Origin of the sequence: Actinomadura gamaensis (assembly GCF_042652125.1) — a bacterium.
Lineage (GTDB): Bacteria > Actinomycetota > Actinomycetes > Streptosporangiales > Streptosporangiaceae > Spirillospora > Spirillospora gamaensis.
This window is the reverse complement of the sequence record NZ_JBHSIT010000002.1, coordinates 444,002-463,974: the sequence shown is the minus strand read 5'-3', so window position 1 is coordinate 463,974 and position 19,973 is coordinate 444,002. Positions and strand designations below refer to the sequence as shown.

Genomic DNA, 19,973 nt, shown 5'->3' with positions numbered 1-19,973 from the left:
CGTTCGCCGGTCTGCCGTACGGTGACCGCATGGCGAGCGCGACGGCCTGGCGGGCACTGACCGGGCGGCGTCTCCTGCTGACGGGCGTGCCGTGGCGGTCGGCGGCGTACCTGGCCGGCGGCGCGGCCCTCGGGTTCGCGGCGCTGCTCGTCCTGCTGCCGCTGTTCGTGCTCGGGACGGTCGGTTCGGTCGTCGTCGTGGGCATCCCAGTTCTCGTGGCGCTGGGCCTGTGCGGCGTTCCGCTGGCCGCGCTGGAACGGAGGCGGCTGCGGCTCGTGGACCCGCGACCGGCTCGGGGCGGGCACGCGCGCCCGCCGCGTCCGGGCGTGCGCGCGTGGGTGACGTTCCGGTACCAGGAGCAGGCGACGTGGCGGGAACTCGCTTACGCGTTGCTTCTGACGACCGTCCTGTGGCCGTTCGACCTGGCGGTGCTGGGACTGGCGCTGCTCATGCCGTGCGCGTGCCTCTCCGCGCCGTACGCGTGGTCGTTCGCCGATCCCGGCGACGACCGGATCGTGGTCTTGAAGCTCGTCCCGGTGACCGGGGCCGCGCAGGCGTGGGCGCTGGTGCCGGTGGGCGTGCTCCTGCTGCCGGTCGCCGGATACGTCCTGACGGTGGTGGCCGCCGCGCGCGGGACGGTCGCGCGGGCGCTGCTGGCGACGCGCGAGAACGAGCTGGGACGGGAGCTCGCGCGCGTCGCGCGGTCGAGGTCGGACCTGGTGGACGCCTTCGAGGTCGAGCGGCGGCGCATCGAGCGCGACCTGCACGACGGCGCGCAGCAGCGGCTCGTCGCGCTGACCATGACGCTCGGGCTGGCGCGGATCAGCGGTGGCGACGAGGCGTCCGCGCTGGTCGAACAGGCGCACCGGGAGTCCAAGCTGGTGCTGGACGAGCTGCGGCGGCTGATCCGGGGCGTCCATCCCGGCGTGCTCAGCGACCGCGGGCTGCTCGCCGCCGTCGAGGACGCGGCCGACTGCTCGCCCGTGCCCGTCCGCGTGGATTTGGACCTGCCCGGACGCCTCCCGCCCGCCGTGGAGGGCACCGCGTACTTCGTGGTCAGCGAGGCGCTCGCCAACGTCGCCAAGCACAGCGAGGCCGGCGCGGCGACCGTCCGGGGCGGCGTCGTGGCGGACGTCCTGGAGCTGGAGATCCGCGACGACGGCGTCGGCGGGGCCGATCCGGCGGACGGGACCGGCCTGGCGGGCCTCGCCGCGCGCGTCGCCGCCGTCGATGGGAGGCTGTCGCTGTCCAGCCCTCCAGGGGGACCGACCGTGCTTCGCGTGGAGCTTCCGTGTGCGCCGACCGACCACTCCGGATAGTCCTCGCCGAGGACGGCATGCTCCTGCGCGAGGGCCTTCCCGGACTGTTCCGGCGTTTCGGGCACCGCACGGTCGCGGCGGTGGACGACGCCCCCGCGCTGATCCGGGCCGTCGCCGAGCACGACCCCGACCTGGTGGTCACCGACGTCCGGATGCCGCCGGGGTTCTCGAACGAGGGGCTGAAGGCGGCGCTGGAGCTGCGCGCGTCGCGGCCCGAACTGCCGGTGCTCGTGCTCAGCCAGTACGTCGAGCGCGACTCGGCCGCCGAGCTGCTGGCGTCGCACGGCGGCGCGGGCGTCGGCTACCTGCTCAAGGACCGCCTCGGCGACGTCGAGGAGTTCGCCGAGGCGGTCGCGCGGGTCGCGGCGGGCGGCACCGCCGTGGACCCGGAGGTCGTCCGCCGCCTCCTGCTGCACCGCCGCGACCCGCTCAACGCGCTGACCGCCCGCGAGCGCGAGGTCCTCGGCCTGATGGCCGAGGGCCGCTCGAACGCCGCGATCGCCCGCGCCCTGACCGTCAGCGACGCGTCGGTGGCCAAGCACATCCGCGGCATCCTCGCCAAGCTGGACCTGCCCCCGGACGAGGACGTCCACCGCCGCGTCCACGCCGTCCTGGCCTATCTCCGCTCCGGGCGACACGCGTAGGGCTCCGTCCGTCAGCGGACGGCGATGTGGCCGGGTTCGCCCTCGATCGCCCGGCCGACGACGGCCGCGGGGAGGCCGTGCGCCCGGAGTGCGCTCACGAGGTCGGCGGGATCGTCCGGGACGGCGAGCAGCAGACCGCCCGAAGTCTGCGCGTCGTGCAGCAGGACGGCCAGCTCGGGCGGAACGGTGTCCGCGACGGTGACGGCGCCGGCGAGATGGCTCGTGTTAGCGCGCGTCCCGCCCGGGACGAGACCGGCGGCGGCCAGGTCCAGGGCGCCGGGCAGCAGCGGCACGGCGGACGCGTCGATCTCGGCGGCCAGGCCGCCCGCGCGGGCCATGCGGTGCAGGTGGCCGAGCAGCCCGAAGCCGGTGACGTCGGTCGCCGCGCGGACCCCGGCGGCGAGCGCGGCCTCCGAGGCGGACGCGTTGAGCGTGGTCATCGACGCCACCGCCGCCGCGACGACCTCGGGCGACGCCGCGCCGCGCTTGACGGCCGTCGAGACCACGCCCGTCCCGACCGCCTTGGTGAGGACGAGGTGGTCCCCGGCGGCCACCCGGTCGATCGCGAACAGGCGGCCGGGATCGGCCATGCCGACCACCGCCATGCCGTACTTCGGCACCGGGTCGCTGATGGTGTGGCCGCCGACGACGACGCAGCCCCCGGCCGCCGCCGCGTCCGCGCCACCGCGCAGCACCTCCCCGAGCAGCTCCACGGGAAGGTCGTCGCCCGGCCAGGCGGCGAGGTTCACCGCGATCAGCGGACGGCCGCCCATCGCGTACACGTCGGAGAGCGCGTTGGTCGCGGCGACGCGTCCCCAGTCGTACGGGTCGTCCACGATCGGGGTGAAGAAGTCGGTGGTCAGGACGAGCGCGCGCTCGTCGTCCAGCCGCAGCACGGCCGCGTCGTCGCCCTCGGCCGCGCCCACGAGCAGATCGCCGGACGCCGGCGCGACGGCCGGGCCGAGCGCCGCGAACAGCCCCTCCAGCTTCGCGGCCGGGAGCTTGCAGGCGCACCCCGCGCCCGGCGACAGCGCGGTGAGCCGGACGGTCTGCTCGGCGGGTGCGCCCATGCGTCTTCCTCCGCAACTTTTGCCCGGTGGAGCCCTGCCCCACGACGCTACCTCGCTACCACGCGTACGCCTCGGGCGCGGGCTTGGCCCCGTTCGGCGCGGGCGGCGGGAACAGCCCGTCGAGCTCGGCGAGTGTGCCGGCGTCGAGGGTGAGGTCGAGGGCGCGCAGCGAGCCGTCGAGCTGCGCGGTCGTCCGGGGGCCGATGATCGGGCCGGTGACGCCGTCCTGCGCGAGGAGCCACGCCAGGCCGACGTGCGCAGGGTCCTCGCCGAGGCCGGCGCACAGCTTCTCGTAGGCGGCGATGGTGTCGCGGTGGTCGGCGAGCGTCTCGGCCCACACGCCCTTGCCGCTGCGCGCGGCGACGCCCTCGCGCTGCTTGCGCAGCACGCCGCTGAGCAGGCCGCCGTGCAGCGGCGACCACGGGATCACGCCCAGCCCGTAGTGCCGCGCGGCGGGCAGCACCTCCAGCTCGATCCAGCGCGTCATCAGGTTGTAGATCGACTGCTCGCTGACCAGGCCGAGGAAGTGCCGCGTCCGGGCGGCCTCCTGCGCCTGCGCGATGTTCCAGCCGGCGAAGTTGGACGACCCGAAGTACAGCACCTTGCCCTGCTGGCGCAGGACGGAGAACGCCTCCCAGATCTCCTCCCACGGAGTCGTCCGGTCGATGTGGTGCATCTGGTACAGGTCGATGTAGTCGGTCTGCAGCCGCTTCAGGGAGCCCTCGACCGCGCGCCGGATGTGCAGCGCCGACAGGCCGCTCTCGTTCGGGCCCTTCCCCATCTCCATGAACACCTTGGTCGCGAGGACGGTCCTCTCGCGCCGTCCGCCGCCCTGCGCGAACCAGCGTCCGATGATCTGCTCGGTGACGCCCTCGCCGAGCGCGCGGCCGTACACGTTCGCGGTGTCGAAGAAGTTGATCCCGTGCTCGTGCGCGGCGTCCATGATCGCCCGGCTGTCCTCCTCGGACGCCTCCGCGCCGAAGTTCATGGTGCCGAGGACGAGCCGGGACACCGAGAGGCCGCTGCGGCCGAGACGCGTGTACTCCATCGTTTCCACCTTTCGAGAGGTCATGAGCCGCATCAGCGGCGACGCGATGAAGCTACAACTTGCAACATGAGTGTTGCAAGTAGAGCGTGAACCACGACTCATCCGTATACTTTGGCCATGACGACGCAGCGGCAGGCGAGCAAGGGCGCGGGCGGACGTCCGCTCCGCGCGGACGCCGAGCGGACGGTGACCGCGATCCTGGAGGCGGCCGAGCGCACGCTCGGCGCCGACCCGTCCGCCACGATGGAGCAGATCGCCGAGGCCGCCGGGGTGGCCCGCACCACCGTCCACCGGCGGTTCGCGACCCGCGAGGCGCTCATCGACGCGCTCGCGCTGTGGGCGACCCGGCGCTTCGCCGACGCCGTCGAGGCCGCGCGTCCGGACACCGCGCCGCCGCTGGTCGCGCTCTACCAGACCACCGTGAACGTGCTCGGCGTGAAGATCGGCTGGGGCTTCGCGATGAGCCGGGCGTCCTCGTCCGATCCCGAGGTGGCGCGCGTGCACGCCGAGATCCGCGAGACCTGCGAGCGGATGCTCCGCCGCGCCCGGGACGCGGGCGTGCTCCGCGCCGACGTGGACATCGCGTGGGCCCGACGCGTCTACTACGCCCTCATCCACCAGGCCGACCTGCACCGGACGGACGCCGACGGCACCGACGCCATGGCCACTCTCGTCGTCGACACGCTCCTCCGCGGCACCGGCACGCCCACTCCCGACCACCTCTGAGCCGCGACGGATCCCACCCGTCGCGGCTTCCCCGCGCGAACCGGGACGTGTATAGTCCCGGTTATGCGGATGAGCGAGGGCGTCGAGTGGGGCCTGCACTGCTGCGTGACCCTGGGCTGGCTGGACGACCGGGCCCCGGTCTCGATCAGGCGGCTGGCGCTCTGGTTCGACCTTCCGCAGGAGTATCTGAAGAAGCGCCTCCAGGCGCTGGCCCGGGCGGGGATCCTCACCTCCGCGCCCGGCGTGCGCGGCGGCTGGTCGCTGGCCCGGCCGCCTGAGAAGATCACCGTGATGGAGGTCGTCGCCGCCTTGGAGGACGGCCTCGACCTGTTCTGCTGCACCGAGGTGCGGCAGAAGGGCGCGGGCGGTGAGGGCGCCGCGCCGTCGGAGTTCGCGAAGCCCTGCGGCATCTCGTCGGTGATGCGGCGCGCCGAGCTCGCCTGGCGGCGCGAACTCGCCTCCCACACCGTCGCCGACCTGATGGAGCGGAGCCCGCAGGGCGCCGAACGCACCCGTCGCAACTACCTCCGCATGACCGGCTGACCCGCCCCGTCCCCCGGACCCGCGAGCCGGGTCCCTCGCTTTCGGAAGGAACAGGGATGTCGAATATCCCGATAGCTCGTCCCCGAGCGACCACGCACGCGGCAGGCGCGGCAAAGGCCGCGTCTCGGGCCGCCGCGGCGTCGGGCCCGCCTTCGGCAGGCGCGGCGCAAAGCACGTCTCCGGGAGGCCCGCCGCAGGGCACGTCTTCGGCGGACGCGGGCCAGGTCGCGCCGCGCGGACTCGGCGCGACGGCGATCCTCGCGCTCGGCACGTTCGCGGTCGGGACGGACGCCTACGTCGTGGCCGGATTCCTGCCCGCGATGGCCCGCTCGCTCCACGTCTCGGAGTCGGCCGCCGGCCAGTCGGCGACGGTCTTCGCGATCACCTACGCGGTGCTGTCCCCGATCCTCGCCACGCTGCTGGCGCGGGTGCCGCGCCGGGCACTGCTGGTCGGCGCGCTCGGCGTCCTCGCGGTGGCCAACCTGGGCTCGGCGCTCGCGCCGGACTTCGCGACGCTGATGGCCACCCGCGTGCTCGCCGCCGCCGGCGCCGCGGCGTTCACCCCGAACGCGGGCGCGGTCGCGTCGTCGCTGGTCACGGCCGCCCAGCGGGCCCGCGCGCTGGCCGTGGTGATCGGCGGCCTGACGATGGCCACGGCCCTCGGCGTCCCGCTCGGCAACCTCGCCGAACGCGCCCTGGACTGGCGCGCGACGCTCGGCTCGGTCGCCGCGCTGTGCGCGGTCGCGGCGGTGGGCGTCCTCGCGGTCATGCCCGCCCTGCCCGGCGCCCCGCCCATCCCGCTGCGCCGGCGCGTCGGCGCGCTGCGGGAGCCCGGAGTCCTCGCGATCCTGCCGCTGACCGTCGCGGGCATCGCCGCCGGATACGGGCTCTACGCGTTCGCGGTGCCTGTCCTGCGGGCGCTGGGCACCGGCCCCGGTGAGGAGGCGTGGCTGCTGTTCCTGTACGGCGTCGGCGCGGTGGCCGGGAACCTGCTGTCCGGCGCGAAGGTCGACCGGCACGGGGCCGTCCGCGTCCAGGCCGTCGGCTTCACCGGGCTCACCGTCACCATGGCCGCGTTCGCCTTCGCCGCCTACGCGGGCGTCCACTGGACACCGCTGACGGCCGTCCTGATGGTCGCGTGGGGCGCCGCCACCTGGTTCCAGACCCCGGCCCAGCAGGTCCGCCTGATCAACGCCGCTCCGCAGGAGACCGCCGTCGTCATCGGGCTGAACGCCGCCGCCCTGTACGGCGGGATCGCCCTGGGCACCGCGCTCGGCGGGCTGCTGCTGCCGATCGGCGCGGCCCCGGCGCTCGCGGTCTGCGCCGTCCTGGCCCTGCTGTGCCTGCCGTACCTGCACGCCACCCGGCGGCACGGCCGCGCGACCTGACACGGCCCTGCGGCCGGGCACGCCCCCGCAGCCGGGCAGGGCCCCGCGGCGGTCAGTCCGTCCAGGGGCGGAGCTTCTCCGGATTCCGGACGCCCCAGAAGCGCTTGACGCGGCCGTCCTCGAAGGCGAACGCGAACACCGCGGCGATGCCGCCCTCGTACCGGACGACCAGGCCGGGCTGCGCGTTGACCGTCTCCTCGACCAGTTCCATCCCGGGCGCCCGGCTGATCAGGTCCACCAGGAAGCGCGCGATCGGCCCGGCGCCCGCGACGGGCTCCGGCAGGGCGGTGACGACGCCGCCGCCGTCGCCGACCGCCACCGCGTCCGGGGCGAGGACGGCCAGGAGCGCGTCGATGTCCTTGGCCTCCCACGCCCGCCGGAACTCGCGGACGATCCCCGCGCTCGCCGCCGCCGGGACCGCCGGGGCGCGCGAGGCGTCCACGCGGCGGCGCGCGGAGGCCCGCGAGCCGGCGGCACGCCGCCGGGCTCCGGCCGACGATGTCCGCGACCTCGGCGAACGGGTAGCGGAAGACGTCGTGCAGGACGAACGCCACCCGCTCGGCCGGGGTCATCGCCTCCAGGACGACCAGGAACGCCATGGTGATCGACTCGTCCAGGGTGACGCGGTCGGCCGGGTCGGCGGTGCCGTCCCCCGGCCGGTCGTCCAGCCACGCCGAGCGCCCCGGCACCGGCTCGGGCAGCCACTCGCCGACATAGCTCTCGCGCCGCACCCGCGCCGAGCCGAGCACGTCGAGGCGCCGCCTCACGTTCCGCCGGGCCGCGCCGTCGTACCGGCGAACGACCCCACGATCTCGGGAGTGACCCAGCATGACCACCCTGACCAGGCTCGGCGACCTGACCGGCGACTACGTCCCCCGGACGCCGGGTGCACGCGGATCGGCCGAGGCCCGCAAGACGATCGACCGGCATGAGTGGGGCGCGAACCAGAACGCCCTGTCCAGGCTCTTCGTCCGCTCGGCGGTGGACCTGGAGATCGAGGTGACCGCCGTCCGCCTTGCCTGAGGCCCTGGGCGGCCGGCTAGAAGGCGGGCGCGTCCCAGAGGCGCGCGGTGCCGTCGTCGCCGGCGGAGGCGAGCAGGAGGCCGTCCGCGCTGAAGGAGACGCTGTTGACCGGGCCGACGTGCCCGCTCAGGGGGTCGCCGAGCGGGCGACGGTCGGACGCGTCCCAGAGGCGGATCGTGCCGTCCGCGCCGGCGGCGGCAAGAGTGCGGCCGTCCGGGCTGAACGCCAGGCCGCGGGCGGACGAACCGGTCAGCGGGCCGCCGAGCGGTTCGCGAGCGGCGACGTCCCAGAGCCGGACGCCGTCGTCGTCGGCGGTGGCCAGCACGCGGCCGTCGGGGCTGAAGGCGAGGCCATAAACGGCCTCGCTCAGCTCTTCGAGGGGTTCGCCGCGCTCCGAGCGCGCGTCCGGCGTCCAGAACTCGACGCGTCCTTCGGCGTAGGCGCGGGTCGCCGTGGCGAGCAGCCGTCCGTCCGGGCTGAACGCGCACGCGTACGCCTCCTCGCCTCCGACGTGGAGCCGCCCGCCGGGACGACCGGTCGCGACGTCCCAGAGCCGCACGGTTCCGTCGAGGCTCGCGGTGGCGACGACCTCTCCGTCCGGCGAGAACGCGATGCAGGTGAGCTCCTCGGTGTGGCCCGCGGACATGGGCATGGGGATCTCGTCCACGAAGGGCTCGCCGACGAACGCGCCGGTTCGGGCGTCGCGGAGGCTGACGACCCAGACCGGCGGGAACGGATCGCCGATGCTGTTGGCGTAGTAGCCGCCGACCGCGAGCGTACGGCCGTCGGGGCTGAAGGCGGCGCACTCGGCGATCTCGACGTGGCGGGCGTCGAGCGGGCTCCGGCCGCGGCGCTTCTGGCGACGTTTCCGCCGGCTGACATGCCGTTGCGAGGCGCCGGCGACGGGTTCGCGCTTCGCCGCGTCCCACAACTGCGCGTTTCCCCGCGCGGGGACGATCGCCAGCGCCCGGCCGGCCGTGTTGAACGCCACCTGGAGCACCGGCCAGTCGCGCCGGAGCAGCACCTCACCCGAGAAGGTCACTTCGAGCAGTATGCCGCCGGCTCAGGCCGGTTTCTCCCGCAGTTCCTGCGTCGCGTCGCGGTAGGCGGCGGCGACGTGGGTGAACATCTCCAGCATCAGCGCGGCCTGCTCGGACCCGAAGCGCTCCGCCACCTTCTCCAGGTGGCGCTGGGACGTCGCGGCGGCGGCGTAGTAGCCCGCCATCCCCTCCTCGACCGGTTCGACGATGACCGCGCGCCGGTCGTGGGGGCTGCGCGTCCGGCGGACGTAGCCGCCCCGCTCCAGCCGGTCGACGAGCCGGGTCGCCGACGCCGACGGCAGGTCGAGCCCGGCGGAGATCGCGCCGACCGGGAGCGGCCCGCGCATCTCCATCAGGATCAGCGCGGCGACGTCCACGGTCTGGAGGCCGAGCCGGTCGGCGACCGCCTGGTTGTGCAGCATGAACGAGATCACGAACTCGCGGTACAGGTCCGCCGCCGGATTGTTGTCGGGCACCGTTCCACTCTACTGCTTTCCGATGTATCTTCGAAGTGGAGATACTCCGATGGGAGAAGATTATGGACGTCATCGTGATCGGCGCGGGCGTGGGCGGGCTGGCCGCGGCCCGGCGGCTGCTGGCGGACGGGCACCGGGTGCGGGTCTTCGAGCGGGCCGCCGTCCCCCGGACGGGCGGCGCCGCGCTCACCATCTTCGGCAACGGCGCGGCCGTGCTGAGCGACCTCGGCATCAGCCTGGACGGCGTCGGCGGGCTCATCGACCGGATCGACGCGCGCACCGCGGACGGCCGGCCGCGCACCACCATGAACCTCGCCCACGCGGCCGAGACCTACGGTTTCCCCACCCGCTCGATCTCGCGCCGCCAGATCGTGGACCTGCTGTCCGACGGCCTCCCGGACGGCCTCGTCCGCTACGGCATGCCGTGCGTCCGCGTCGAGCAGGACGCCGAGAGCGTCACGGCCTTCTTCGAGGACGGCACGTCCGCCACGGGCGACCTGCTCGTGGGCGCGGACGGCGTGCACTCGGTCGTCCGCCGCCAACTGTGGGGCGACGGCAGCGTCCGCCCCGCGTCGTTCGGGACGTGGCAGGGGCTCAGCCCGATCGACATCGACATCACCGACACGACCCTGCACTACATGATCACCGGGAAGGAGGGGGCGTGCGGGCTCATCCCGGCGGGTCCGGGGCTGCTCCAGTGGTGGTTCGACGTCCGCTGGAAGCCGTCCGACCCGCGCCCGGACGCGCCGCTGGAGATGCTGCGCGAGCGCTTCGGCCACTGGGCCTACCCGGTGCCCGAGGTCCTCGCCGCCGCGACCGAGGACGACCTGGACTTCTTCGGCCACCGCTGGAACAAGGTCCGCCGCGTCTGGGGCGAGGGCCGCGTCACCCTCCTCGGCGACTCCGCCCACACCATGCCGCCCACCCTCGGCCAGGGCGCGAACCAGACCTTCGAGGACGCCTGGGTCCTCGGCCGCGAACTCGCCGACGAGAGCCGGACGGTGAGCGACCGGCTCCGCGCCTACGAGCGCGCCCGCTACCCGCACGTGAACCTCGTCTCGCGGATGGCCAAGCGCAACCCGGCCAACTGGCGCATCCCGCCCTTCATCGGGCGCCGCATCCCCGAGACGGCGCAGACCGGCATGCTGGCCCGCTTCAGCAACCGCCTCACCGAGGGGCCGCTGCCGACCAGGGATCAGGTTCCGTCAGGAGCGGCCTGAAACGCGGCCTGAAACAGGGTCCGCGCAACCTGGAGCGAAGGCTAGAGCGGGGCCGGCGCGAGGTGGAGCGGCAGGAGCGCGGACGGGGCGGGGACCGCGAGCGCGGTGGCGGCGGCGGCCAGGCGGCCGGTCTCGGGGTCCCGGTGGAAGGCGGTGACGGTGTGGGAGCGCTGGTTGGCGCAGAAGAGCAGGCGGCCGTCCGGCGTCAGGGCGATGTCCCGCGGCCAGGCGCCGCCGCAGGCGACGACCTCGACGCGTTCCAGCGCCGCACCGCCGCCGGTCACGGCGTGGACGGCGATGGCGTCGTCGCCCCGGTCGGTGCTGTAGACGTGCCGGCCGTCCGGCGACACCCGGACGGCGGCGGAGAAGTTGGCGACGGGGCTCCCGGCGTCGCGCCGGGTCGGGACCTCCGCGCCGGGTTCCAGGCGGCCGGACGCCGCGTCCCAGGCGCAGGCGATGAGCGTGCAGGACAGCTCGTTGATCAGGTACGCGTGCCGCCCGGACGGGTGGAAGACCAGGTGGCGCGGGCCCCGGCCGTCCGGGACCGCGACGGTGCCGTGCAGGTCGAGCCGGCCGGAGACGGTGTCGAACGCGTAGACGTGGACCCGGTCCGCGCCCAGGTCGGTGCACAGGACGAAGCGCCCGTCCGGGGAGATCGCGGCCATGTGCGCGTGCGAGCCGGACTCGTGGCCGACGGCCTGGACGGGCGAGGACGAGGTGATCCGCCCGTCCTCGCCGGTCGGCAGGACGGACAGGACGCCGTCACCGTAGTTCGCGACGAAGACGTAGGGCGCGTCGGGGTGGACGGCCACGTGGCACGGCAGCGCTCCCCCGCTCGCCGCCTCCGCGCGCTGCTCGCCCAGATCCAGCGGGATCGAGGCGACGCGTCCGATGTCCTCCTCCAGGACGGCGTGCAGCATCGCGTGGCACGGGTCGAAGGCGACATAGGACGGCTCGGCGAGCGGCAGCGACCGCTCGATCGCCAGCGTCCCGGACGCGTCGTACCGGGCGCTGTGCAGGGCCACGCCCGGAACGGGCCCGGAGCTGCCGATGATGAGGCGGCCGGAGGTCTGCGATACGTCGTTCACGGTGTCCGATCCTGCCCTAGTGCGCGGTCCAGCCGGTGGAGGTACGTCGTGACCGGGCCGAAGGTGAGCATGCCGGTCCCGGCCCCGGCGATCTCCCCGGCGGCGGGCCGGAGGTCGTCGCGGACGCGGCGCATCGCGTCCCGGTCGTCCAGGCGCAGGGCGATCTCGGCGTGCAGGGCCGTGCGCGCCTCGAAGAGCAGGTCGCGCGGCGACGGCGGGATGTCGCGGGCGGCGCGGGCGGCCTCGCCGCGGCGGCCCGCGAGGAGCAGGAGCAGCGGCCTCGCCCAGGGTTCGTAGGGACCCCAGTCCAGGTCGGCGAGGTCGGCGGCGTCCGCGCCCGTTCGCATTCGCAGCCCGAGCAGGGCGAGCGGGAGCAGGCCGCGTTCCACGCCGCTCATGCCGGTGCCGTCCAGGCGGGCGGCGGCGCGGCGGTAGGCGTTCTCGGCGTCCGGCGATCCGGACTCGGCCAGCCGCAGCGCCCGGTACCAGTCGGTGAAGACCCCGGGAAGCGGCAGGTCGTAGCGGTCGGCGAGCGCGTCGGCGGCGTCGGCGTGCCGGTCCGCGGCGGCGAAGTCCGCGAGCGCCGACCGCGACTGGACGAGGATGAGGTGCGCGAGGATCTCGTAGGGGACAAGACCGTGCTCGCGCGCGTGCGCCAGCAGCTCGTCGGCGATCTCCGCGCGGTCGTCCGCGAGGCCCGCGCGCTGGAAGGTCTGCAGGTAGCGGGCGTTGAGCGCGAACGCCAGCAGCGGCGGGTCGGCGACCGAGCGGGCGAGCCGCTCGGCCTCGCGGGCCGCCGCGTCGCCGCGTCCGGCGGGGTCGGCGCGCAGCTCCATGCCGATGGTCGCGAGCAGCCGGGCGCGCTCGGCCGGACGGCCGGCGGGGAGGGCGGCGAGCAGGCGTTCGGCGGTCGCGGCCGTCCGCGCGGCGAGCCCGGGGTCGTCGCTGGACGTCCAGTTCGCGGGCAGGTCGAACGCGCCGAGCACGCGCGCGGCGAGCAGCGGGTCGGCCGGCTCCTCCGCGGCGGCGAGCGCGGCGGCCCGCTCCCGCCGGGCGCCCGCCAGGTCCCCGGTGAGCGCCAGCGCCCGCCCGAGCCCCATCCGGATCTCCAACAACTCCCGCGCCTCAACCCCCTCCGCGCGCGCACCACCCTCCGCGCGCGCACCACCCTCCGCGCGCGCACCACCCTCCGCCCGAGCGCCACCCTCCGCCCGAGCGCCACCCTCCGCCCGAGCGTCACCATCACCGCGAACGGAGCCATTCGCGCGGGCGGGGCCATCTGGGCGGGCGGAGGCGTCTGCGTGGCGGGGGGCGTGTGCGGGGGCGGGGCCATCCGCGCGGGCGGGGCCATCCGCGCGGGCGGGGCCATCACCGCGGGCGGGGCCATCCGCGCAGCCGAGAGAGCTTGCGTGGCCGAGGGCGTGCGCGTGGGCGGGGGCGTCTGCGTGGCGGGGGGCGTGTGCGGGGGCGGGGCCATCCGCGTGGGCGAGGGCGTGGGCGAGGGCGGCGCGCCACCAGCGGAGCGCGCTGCGCGGTTCGACGCGCCGTTCGGCGCGTTCGGCGGCGGCGCGGGCGTAACGGGCGGCGGACGGCCCGCCGGGGCCGCGCACCAGGTGGTGCGCGATGGCCTCCACATCGTCCGGACGGTCCCGCTCGATCAGCTCGGCGACGCGCGCATGCCACCGAACGCGCCGCACATCAGGCAAACCGGAGTAAAGCGTCTCCCGAATCAACGGATGCGCGAACGCCAGCCTCCCGCGCGCGCTTCCGCCGTGCGCGCTTCCGCCGTGCGCGCTTCCGCCGCGCGTGCTTCCGCCGCCGGGCGCGGTGTCGCCGACGCCGGAGGCGGGTTCGGTGAGGAAGTCCGCGCGTAGGCCTTGCTCGATCGCGTCGAGGGTTCGTTCCTCGTCGCCGGTGAGGGCGATGAGCAGGTCGGTGTCGATGTCGTCGCCCAGGACGGCCGCGCGGTTGAGCACCGCGCGCGTCGGGTCGGGCAGGCCCTCGAAGCGGTGCCGGAGGACGTCGCGGACCCCGGCGGGCACCTGGTCGAGCGTCCCGTCCGACTCCCACAGGCGGACGAGTTCGCGCACGAAGAACGGGTTTCCGCCGCTCCGCCGGCGCACGATTTCGACCGCTTCGTCCGGGATGGGGCTCGGGGTGAGCGCGCGGACGAGCCGGTCCGTGTCGGACCCGTCCAGCCCGCCGAGGTAGATCCGGGCGGGCTCGGCGCGGGCGAGGCGGGCCAGGGTCTCGGCGAGCGCGCCGGGGATCTCGCCCGCCCGGAACGTCCCGACCATCGGGATGCGGGCGGTGTCGCCGCCGGTCGCGAGGGTGGTCAGGAGCGCGAGGGTCTCCTCGTCGGTCCAGTGCAGGTCGTCGAAGACGAGCAGGAGGGGACGCTCGGCGGCCAGCCCCGCCAGGTACCCGGCGATCGCGCGGTGCCGCAGGAACCGCGCCCGCAGCGGGTCGGCCGCGTCGCTGCGGGGCTCGGGCGGCGGCTCGTGGCCCGCCGCGACCAGGTCCCGGACGATCTGCTGCCACGGCCAGCCGCCGGGAGCGCCGGGAACCTCGGGCGCGGCACCGCGCGCCGTCGTCCAGCCACGGGCCGCGAGCCGCTCGGCCAGCACGCGGGTCAGCGCCGTCTTCCCCGTCCCGGCGCCGCCCGACACCAGCGCGAGCCGCCCGTCCGAAGCCGCCTTCTCGAGCGCGTCCAGCTCGTGGGCCCGTCCGACGAACGCGTCCCGCGGGACCGCCCGGCGCTCCAAGGAGGTCTGCGGTCGCGCGGGGGCGAGGGCGGGGGTTTGGGCGAGGATGTCGGCCTCCAGGCGGCGCAGGGACTCCCCCGGGTCCAGGCCGAGCTCCTCCCGGAGGACGGTGCGGGCGCGGCGAAGGGCGCCGAGGGCGTCGCCCTGCCGTCCCGAGCGGTACAGGGCGAGGGCCAGGAGCGCCCACGCGTCCTCGCGGAGGGGGTGCGCGGCGGTGTGCGCCTCCAGGTCGGGGACGGTCCCGGCCGCGCGGCCGAGGTCGAGCGCGGCGCGGGCGCGGCGCTCGACCGCGAGCAGCCGCAGCTCGGTCAGCCTGGTGATCTCGGCGAGCGCCCAGTCCCGGTCGGCGAACTCGGCGTAGGCGGGGCCGCGCCACCAGCCGAGCGCCTCGTCCAGGCGGGCGTGCGCCTCCTCGGCCCGGCCCGCCTCCAGGAGTTCGGCGGACGCCGAGACCGCCTCGCGGAACCGCGCGGCGTCCACCGCGCCCGGAGCGGTCCGCAGCGCGTAGCCGGACGGCACGGTCACCAGCAGCCGGGACGGCGTGCGCGGCGGACGGTCCGGCTCCAGCGCCCGGCGCAGCGTGCCGACGAACGTCTGCACCGCGCCGAGCGCCTTCTCCGGCGGGTCGTCCCACAGGTCGTCCACCAGCGTGGACGCGGGGACCGCCCGGCCGCCCGCGACCAGCAGCCGGGCCAGGACGGCCCGGGGCCGCGCGCCGCGGACCTCGACCGGCCGCCCGGCCGCGTCGGTCACCGCCAGCGGCCCCAGCACGCCGAACGTCGCCTCCCCCACGTCCACCACGCTACCGACGCGCGCCGGTCACCGGGCGAGCAGGTCGCGCAGCGCCTTGGTCACCTCGGCGGGCGCCTCCTCGGCCATGTAGTGGCCGCAGCTGACGGTGCGGTGGTCCAGGTCACCGGCCCAGGCGCGCCACAGCCCGGCGGCGTCGAAGCCGAGCGCCGCGCCCCAGTCCTGCTGCAGGACGGTCACGGGCATGGTGAGCGTGCGGCCCGCCGCCCGGTCGGCGCGGTCGTGCTCGACGTCCACGCCCGCCGAGGCCCGGTAGTCGGCCACGATGGACGGGACGGCCTCCCGGCTCGCCTTGAGGTAGGCGGCGCGGGCCTCGGCCGGGATCGCATCCGGGTTGTTCGCCCACAGGTCCAGGAAGTGGCCGAAGAACGCGTCCGCGCTGGCGGAGATCATCTGCTCGGGCAGGCCGGGCGGCTGCGCCATCAGGTACAGGTGGAACCCGATCGCGCCGCCGACGCCGTGCATCACGTCCCACATGTCGAGCGTGGGCAGGACGTCCAGGGACGCCAGGTGGGTCACGGCGTCCGGGTGGTCGAGCCCGGCGCGGATCGCGACCAGCGCGCCGCGGTCGTGCCCGGCCAGCGCGAACCGGTCGTGGCCCAGCTCGCGCGCGAGCGCCACGATGTCGGCGGCCATGGTCCGCTTGGAGTAGGCCGTCCCGTCCGGGTCGGCGGGCTTGTCGCTGTCGCCGTACCCGCGCAGGTCGGGCGCGATGACGGTGTGGTCCGCGGCGAGGTCGGCGGCGACGTGCCGCCACATCAGGTGGGTCTGCGGGAAGCCGTGCAGGAGCACGACCGGGCTGCCCGAGCCGCCCACGGCGGCGTTCAGCGCCACCCCGTCGGCCACCTGGACGCGCCGGTACGCGAATCCCTCGATCTTCATGTCGTCCCCGTTCTCGGTCGGTTCTCTCGGACGCCCCCACTCTGCGCGCCCCCGATCAGCCTCCGATCAGTCCCCGATCAGCGACCGCAGGACCCCGGTGATCGGCACCGTGCCGGCCCCTCCGGGCAGGCTGCGGGACGCCGCCTGCCGTCGGCCGGACGGGGGCGAACCGGGTCGTCGAGCTCGGTTCGCGGGGTCCGGGCTACACACGCCGCGCGGAGGGAAGAGGTGGGGTATGCGTTACGTGATCATCGGGGCGGGAGCGATCGGCGGTTCGCTCGGAGGACGGCTGCACCAGGGCGGGCACGAGGTGGTCCTGGTCGCCCGCGGCGAGCACGGCCGCGTGCTGCGCGAGGACGGGCTGACCCTCGTCACGCCCGAGGGACGGGCGCGGCTGCGCGTGCCCGTCGTCTCCGGGCCGGCCGAGATCGGGCTGGCACCGGACGACGTGCTCGTCCTCGCGGTCAAGACGCAGGACACCGTCGCGGCGCTGGACGCCTGGCGCGGACGTCCCGTCCTCGGCGGCGGGACGGCGGGCGAGCGCCTGCCGGTCCTCTGCGCGCAGAACGGCGTGGCGAACGAGGTGATGGCGCTGCGCCGGTTCCGGCGCGTGTACGGGGCGTTCGTGCTGCTGCCCGCCACGTACCTGACGCCGGGCGAGATCGTCGCGCCGGGCGCGCCGCTGACCGGGCTGCTCGTCCTCGGACGGCACCCGTCCGGGATCGACGACACGGCCGAGCGGATCGCGGCCGACCTGGAGGCGTCGAGGTTCCGCGCCGTGACCGTCCCGGACCTGCCGCGCTGGAAGTACCTCAAGCTGCTCGGCAACCTCGGAAACGCGATCGAGGCGGTGTGCGGGGAGCCCTCCCCCGAGCTGCACGTGCGCGCCCGCGCGGAGGCCGACCACGTCCTGCGCGCGGCGGGCATCGACCGCGCGGACGACGCCGACATCGCCGAGCTGCGCGGTGCCCTGGTGGAGACGAGGGAGATCGAGGGCGAGCAGGTGAGCCGGAACTCGTCGTGGCAGAGCATCCGGCGCGGCGGGTCCGTCGAGACCGACTACCTGAACGGCGAGATCGTCGTGATGGGCCGCACGCTCGGCGTCCCGACGCCGGTCAACGAGGCGCTCCAGGACGCGGCGAACGAGTCCGCCCGGCTGGGCCGCGCTCCCGGCGAGCTCTCGCTCGACGAGCTGGTCGCCCGGATCGCGGCCCACGAGCGCCTCACGGTCGGAGGCTGACGGCCCGAAAGCGCCGCCTCACGTGCCCGAAAGCGCCCCACGGCCGCGGGAGGACGGTCCACGAACGCTTCACGGGCGGAGGGTGAAGAACGCCTTGTTGCGGCGGCGGTGGTACTCGATGTCGTCCTCGTCGTGCCGGTCGCCGCGGCGGCGCGCGAGCTCGAAGTACGCGGCCTCGCGGCGCAGCCGGTGCCGGATCAGCTGGGCGACGGTCTCGTCGTCCATCTCCCCCGCCGTGCCGCCCGCCTCGTGGTAGTCCGCGACGAAACGGCGGCGCTGCTCGGGCGTCTCGGCGTCCTCGTCGGCCCATTCGAGCGCGGCCGTCGCGACCTCCAGCTCGGGCGCGCCGACGACGGCCTCGTCCCAGTCCAGGACGGCGACGAGCCGCCCGTCCCGCGCGAGGGTGTTGCCGGTGTAGTAGTCGCCGTGCAGCGGGTGCCGGACGGTCCGGCGGCGGTGGAACTCCGCCAGCCAGCGGTCGAGCTGCGGATCGGCGAGTTCGGGGACGTCGAGCGGCGGCTCGCCGTACAGCCCGATCTCCAGGAACCCCGTCACCGGACGCGCCGGAGGCCGGCAGTCGGCCAGCGCGCGGTGCAGCCGGGCGAGGAACCGCGCGCCTTCGCGGCGCACCGACTCGTCGTCGGCGTCCGGCCACTCCCCCTCGACGTACGGCCAGACCGAGACGGGCCGCCCTTCCACGCGGACGACGGTCGCGCCGTCGTCCGCGCGCAGGGGCGCGACGGCCTCCGGCATGGACAGCGCCGCGTGCGCGGCGATGGCGTGGCACCACTCGGCCTCGGCGCTGCTCCGGCCCGCCGGGCCCACCCGGACGACGATGCCGCCGACCCGGTAGGCCGCCGACTCCTCGCCGCCGTACAGGCGTTTCGGCTCGTCCTCGACCGGCCGTCCCCACCGGTCGCGGACGGCGTCGCGCATGGCCGCGGTCAGCGGCGTCTCCACGAAAGGCATGATCCCCGACCGTACCCGGTCATGATCACCCGTCCGGCCCGTCAGGCCCGTCCGGCCCGTCCTCGCGGGACGGGTGGCGCCGGGGGCCGGGGCGTGTTGGAGTGATCGCAGGTGTTCCCGGGTGAAGGGGAGGCGTTCATGTCACGCGTTCGTGTTCCGCTCGCGGTGCTCGGCGTCACGGCGCTCGCGCTGGCCTGCGTGCCGGGCGCGGCGGCCGCCGGGGACCGGGCCGCCCCGACCGATCCCGGGCCGCTGTACTCGATGGTCAAGGACCGGGACACCCGGTTGCAGCTCCAGGTGTTCGGTCGGCCGGACGGGCGCGACATGCTCTACCGCATCTCGGGGGCGGTCTACGCGAACGCGCCCGGCGACACGCTCGCGCCGAAACTGCGGCACGGGACGAGGTTGTTCGGGTTCGAGGGCTACAACATCCGGCGGCTGTGGCGCGAGCCCGGCACGAACAAGCTCTACGCGCTGACCCGCGAGGTCGTCTTCTACACCGACCCGAAAGACCCCACGAAGATCCTCCGGGAATGGACGAACCCGCTCGACGGCAAGACTTACCCGGTCGTTCCCGTGAACAATCTGAACGTCGATTTCGGCCCGTTCCCCATCACGCCGGACTTCCGCCTGGGGCCGCTCAACCAGGTGCAGAGGAACCTGGTCCAGGTCTCGGACATCCCGCCCCGGACGGACTTGAAGGCCAGGACCGGGGACGAGTTCGGTCTCGCCGACGGCGTCTATACCGCGATGGAGATGTTCGACTTCTACATCGACGAGCACGAAGCGGCCAAGCGTTCCCACGGCGTTCCTCACGGCGCCTTGGAAGTGTCGAACAGCTGGGTCCGGTCGAGCCCGTTCCCGCCGTTCATGTGCGTCGCCGAAAAGGACGTCCGGGCCAATGCGCTCTATCACGCGCGGAGCTGGACGCTGAATTCATGGAACGAGCTGGAACCGTTCATCAAGGACGAGGTCGAGAGGTCGTATCCCGCGTACAAGAAGGCGCCGGATGCCCCGGCGCCTTCCGAGTCCTCGTGGACCTCGTTCTGGCGCGACCAGCTGGGCTCCGGCGCTCTCACGTGGACGGACTGGTGTGCGCGGAACGGCCGGGGCTGACCCCGGCCGCTCCCCGCCCGCTCCCCGCCCGCCGGGTCAGTGGTTCCGGCCCCAGAAGTAGGTCGCCGCGCCCATCAGCAGGACGCTGACCGTCGAGAACACCGCGCGGGCGTGGTTCCAGCCCGTCCAGCGGCCCGAGTAGTCGGACCAGACCTTCGCGGCGTCGGCCAGGTCGTGCGGGACCTTCACGCCGGCCAGGTGGTTGTTCATCGGGACGTTGACGGCGGCGGTCGGGAGGAACGCGCCGACGAAGTACACGGCCGCCGCCGCGAAGAACAGCCAGGCCGCGCTCTTCTGGCCCATGGTCAGCAGCAGGATCCCGGCCGCGGCGGCGGCGACCGGCGCGAGCGTGAAGGCCGCCAGGAAGACCGGGTTCTGGATCTTCTGGTTGATCGCGTTCATCGCCGCGATCGCCGACGGCGCCCTGGTCGCGTTCAGTCCCGGCATCACGGCGGTCGAGAAGGCGAAGAACGATCCGGCCATGAGGGCCGTCATGAGGATGGACAGGGCGGCGGACGCGGTAGCGAGCTGAAATCGCATGGGAATCTCCCTTTCGAAGGTGGAGCGGGAATGCGGAGAGGACGGGCCGCGCGGCCGGACGGGCCG

The 19,973-nt window shown here is 74.9% G+C and carries 19 protein-coding genes and 1 pseudogene; 9 read left to right on the top strand and 11 right to left on the bottom strand.

The window, feature by feature from the left end; translation table 11 throughout:
* Positions 1-29 precede the first annotated feature (29 nt).
* Both ACFPCY_RS07980 and ACFPCY_RS07975 read left to right on the top strand, forming a co-directional pair.
* Positions 30-1,319: a sensor histidine kinase gene (locus ACFPCY_RS07980; protein ID WP_378252990.1), complete on the top strand. Its 1,290-nt coding sequence runs from the start codon at positions 30-32 to the stop codon at positions 1,317-1,319.
* A 17-nt stretch (positions 1,320-1,336) separates the two neighbouring features.
* Positions 1,337-1,963 carry a LuxR C-terminal-related transcriptional regulator gene (locus ACFPCY_RS07975; protein WP_378253769.1) on the top strand — a complete coding sequence of 209 codons (627 nt, stop codon included), beginning with the start codon at positions 1,337-1,339 and terminating at the stop codon, positions 1,961-1,963.
* An 11-nt stretch (positions 1,964-1,974) separates the two neighbouring features.
* Here ACFPCY_RS07975 and selD read toward each other — a convergent pair whose 3' ends face one another.
* Positions 1,975-3,033 carry a selenide, water dikinase SelD gene (gene selD / locus ACFPCY_RS07970; RefSeq protein ID WP_378252989.1) on the bottom strand — a complete coding sequence of 353 codons (1,059 nt, stop codon included), beginning with the start codon at positions 3,031-3,033 and terminating at the stop codon, positions 1,975-1,977.
* 55 nt (positions 3,034-3,088) lie between these two features.
* A complete protein-coding gene (locus tag ACFPCY_RS07965) occupies positions 3,089-4,081 on the bottom strand; it encodes an aldo/keto reductase (RefSeq protein WP_378252988.1) in 993 nt (330 codons plus the stop codon).
* Positions 4,082-4,198: 117 nt separating this feature from the next.
* Between ACFPCY_RS07965 and ACFPCY_RS07960 the strand changes: the two genes are divergently transcribed.
* From ACFPCY_RS07960 to ACFPCY_RS07950, 3 genes are all read left to right on the top strand, one after another.
* Positions 4,199-4,807, top strand: a complete 609-nt coding sequence (locus ACFPCY_RS07960; protein ID WP_378252987.1) for a TetR/AcrR family transcriptional regulator — start codon at positions 4,199-4,201, stop codon at positions 4,805-4,807.
* A 63-nt stretch (positions 4,808-4,870) separates the two neighbouring features.
* Positions 4,871-5,350, top strand: coding sequence for an RrF2 family transcriptional regulator (locus tag ACFPCY_RS07955; protein WP_378252986.1), 480 nt, complete (start codon positions 4,871-4,873; stop codon positions 5,348-5,350).
* A gap of 56 nt (positions 5,351-5,406) precedes the next feature.
* Complete coding sequence (locus tag ACFPCY_RS07950; RefSeq protein WP_378252985.1) at positions 5,407-6,738, top strand: MFS transporter; 1,332 nt, start codon at positions 5,407-5,409, stop codon at positions 6,736-6,738.
* A gap of 52 nt (positions 6,739-6,790) precedes the next feature.
* Here ACFPCY_RS07950 and ACFPCY_RS07945 read toward each other — a convergent pair whose 3' ends face one another.
* Complete coding sequence (locus ACFPCY_RS07945) at positions 6,791-7,180, bottom strand: nuclear transport factor 2 family protein (protein ID WP_378252984.1); 390 nt, start codon at positions 7,178-7,180, stop codon at positions 6,791-6,793.
* An 85-nt stretch (positions 7,181-7,265) separates the two neighbouring features.
* Positions 7,266-7,310: pseudogene (locus tag ACFPCY_RS07940) on the bottom strand (hypothetical protein); the annotation flags it as partial.
* A 256-nt stretch (positions 7,311-7,566) separates the two neighbouring features.
* On the opposite strand from ACFPCY_RS07940, the gene ACFPCY_RS07935 reads away from it, so the two are divergent.
* Positions 7,567-7,761 (top strand): hypothetical protein, encoded by a 195-nt coding sequence (locus ACFPCY_RS07935; RefSeq protein WP_378252983.1) that lies wholly within the window; start codon positions 7,567-7,569, stop codon positions 7,759-7,761.
* Positions 7,762-7,777: 16 nt separating this feature from the next.
* Here the strand turns inward: ACFPCY_RS07935 and ACFPCY_RS07930 are convergent, their stop codons facing one another.
* Positions 7,778-8,803 (bottom strand): WD40 repeat domain-containing protein, encoded by a 1,026-nt coding sequence (locus ACFPCY_RS07930; RefSeq protein ID WP_378252982.1) that lies wholly within the window; start codon positions 8,801-8,803, stop codon positions 7,778-7,780.
* A gap of 21 nt (positions 8,804-8,824) precedes the next feature.
* A complete protein-coding gene (locus tag ACFPCY_RS07925; protein WP_378252981.1) occupies positions 8,825-9,277 on the bottom strand; it encodes a MarR family winged helix-turn-helix transcriptional regulator in 453 nt (150 codons plus the stop codon).
* A gap of 62 nt (positions 9,278-9,339) precedes the next feature.
* Here ACFPCY_RS07925 and ACFPCY_RS07920 point away from each other — a divergent pair, with 62 nt between their 5' ends.
* Positions 9,340-10,497: an FAD-dependent oxidoreductase gene (locus ACFPCY_RS07920; protein WP_378252980.1), complete on the top strand. Its 1,158-nt coding sequence runs from the start codon at positions 9,340-9,342 to the stop codon at positions 10,495-10,497.
* A gap of 41 nt (positions 10,498-10,538) precedes the next feature.
* On the opposite strand, the gene ACFPCY_RS07915 is transcribed toward ACFPCY_RS07920, so the two are convergent.
* From ACFPCY_RS07915 to ACFPCY_RS07905, 3 genes are read right to left on the bottom strand one after another with little or no spacing between them, the layout of a single operon-like run.
* The gene (locus ACFPCY_RS07915) at positions 10,539-11,585 is read right to left on the bottom strand and encodes a lactonase family protein (RefSeq protein ID WP_378252979.1); all 1,047 of its coding nucleotides are present in this window, start codon (positions 11,583-11,585) and stop codon (positions 10,539-10,541) included.
* Positions 11,582-15,142 (bottom strand): BTAD domain-containing putative transcriptional regulator, encoded by a 3,561-nt coding sequence (locus ACFPCY_RS07910; RefSeq protein ID WP_378252978.1) that lies wholly within the window; start codon positions 15,140-15,142, stop codon positions 11,582-11,584. Before ACFPCY_RS07910 ends, ACFPCY_RS07915 begins: the two co-directional genes overlap by 4 nt.
* Positions 15,143-15,169: 27 nt before the next feature.
* Entirely contained in the window at positions 15,170-16,042 is an 873-nt protein-coding gene (locus ACFPCY_RS07905) for an alpha/beta fold hydrolase (RefSeq protein WP_378252977.1), read from the bottom strand.
* 235 nt (positions 16,043-16,277) lie between these two features.
* On the opposite strand from ACFPCY_RS07905, the gene ACFPCY_RS07900 reads away from it, so the two are divergent.
* On the top strand, positions 16,278-17,282 hold the full coding sequence (locus ACFPCY_RS07900) for a ketopantoate reductase family protein (RefSeq protein ID WP_378252976.1): 1,005 nt from the start codon (positions 16,278-16,280) through the stop codon (positions 17,280-17,282).
* 69 nt (positions 17,283-17,351) lie between these two features.
* Here ACFPCY_RS07900 and ACFPCY_RS07895 read toward each other — a convergent pair whose 3' ends face one another.
* Positions 17,352-18,251 (bottom strand): phosphotransferase enzyme family protein, encoded by a 900-nt coding sequence (locus ACFPCY_RS07895; protein ID WP_378252975.1) that lies wholly within the window; start codon positions 18,249-18,251, stop codon positions 17,352-17,354.
* Positions 18,252-18,389: 138 nt separating this feature from the next.
* Between ACFPCY_RS07895 and ACFPCY_RS07890 the strand changes: the two genes are divergently transcribed.
* Positions 18,390-19,367, top strand: coding sequence for a DUF1838 family protein (locus ACFPCY_RS07890; RefSeq protein ID WP_378252974.1), 978 nt, complete (start codon positions 18,390-18,392; stop codon positions 19,365-19,367).
* Positions 19,368-19,403: 36 nt separating this feature from the next.
* Here the strand turns inward: ACFPCY_RS07890 and ACFPCY_RS07885 are convergent, their stop codons facing one another.
* Positions 19,404-19,907 (bottom strand): anthrone oxygenase family protein, encoded by a 504-nt coding sequence (locus ACFPCY_RS07885; protein ID WP_378252973.1) that lies wholly within the window; start codon positions 19,905-19,907, stop codon positions 19,404-19,406.
* Positions 19,908-19,973: the final 66 nt, after the last annotated feature.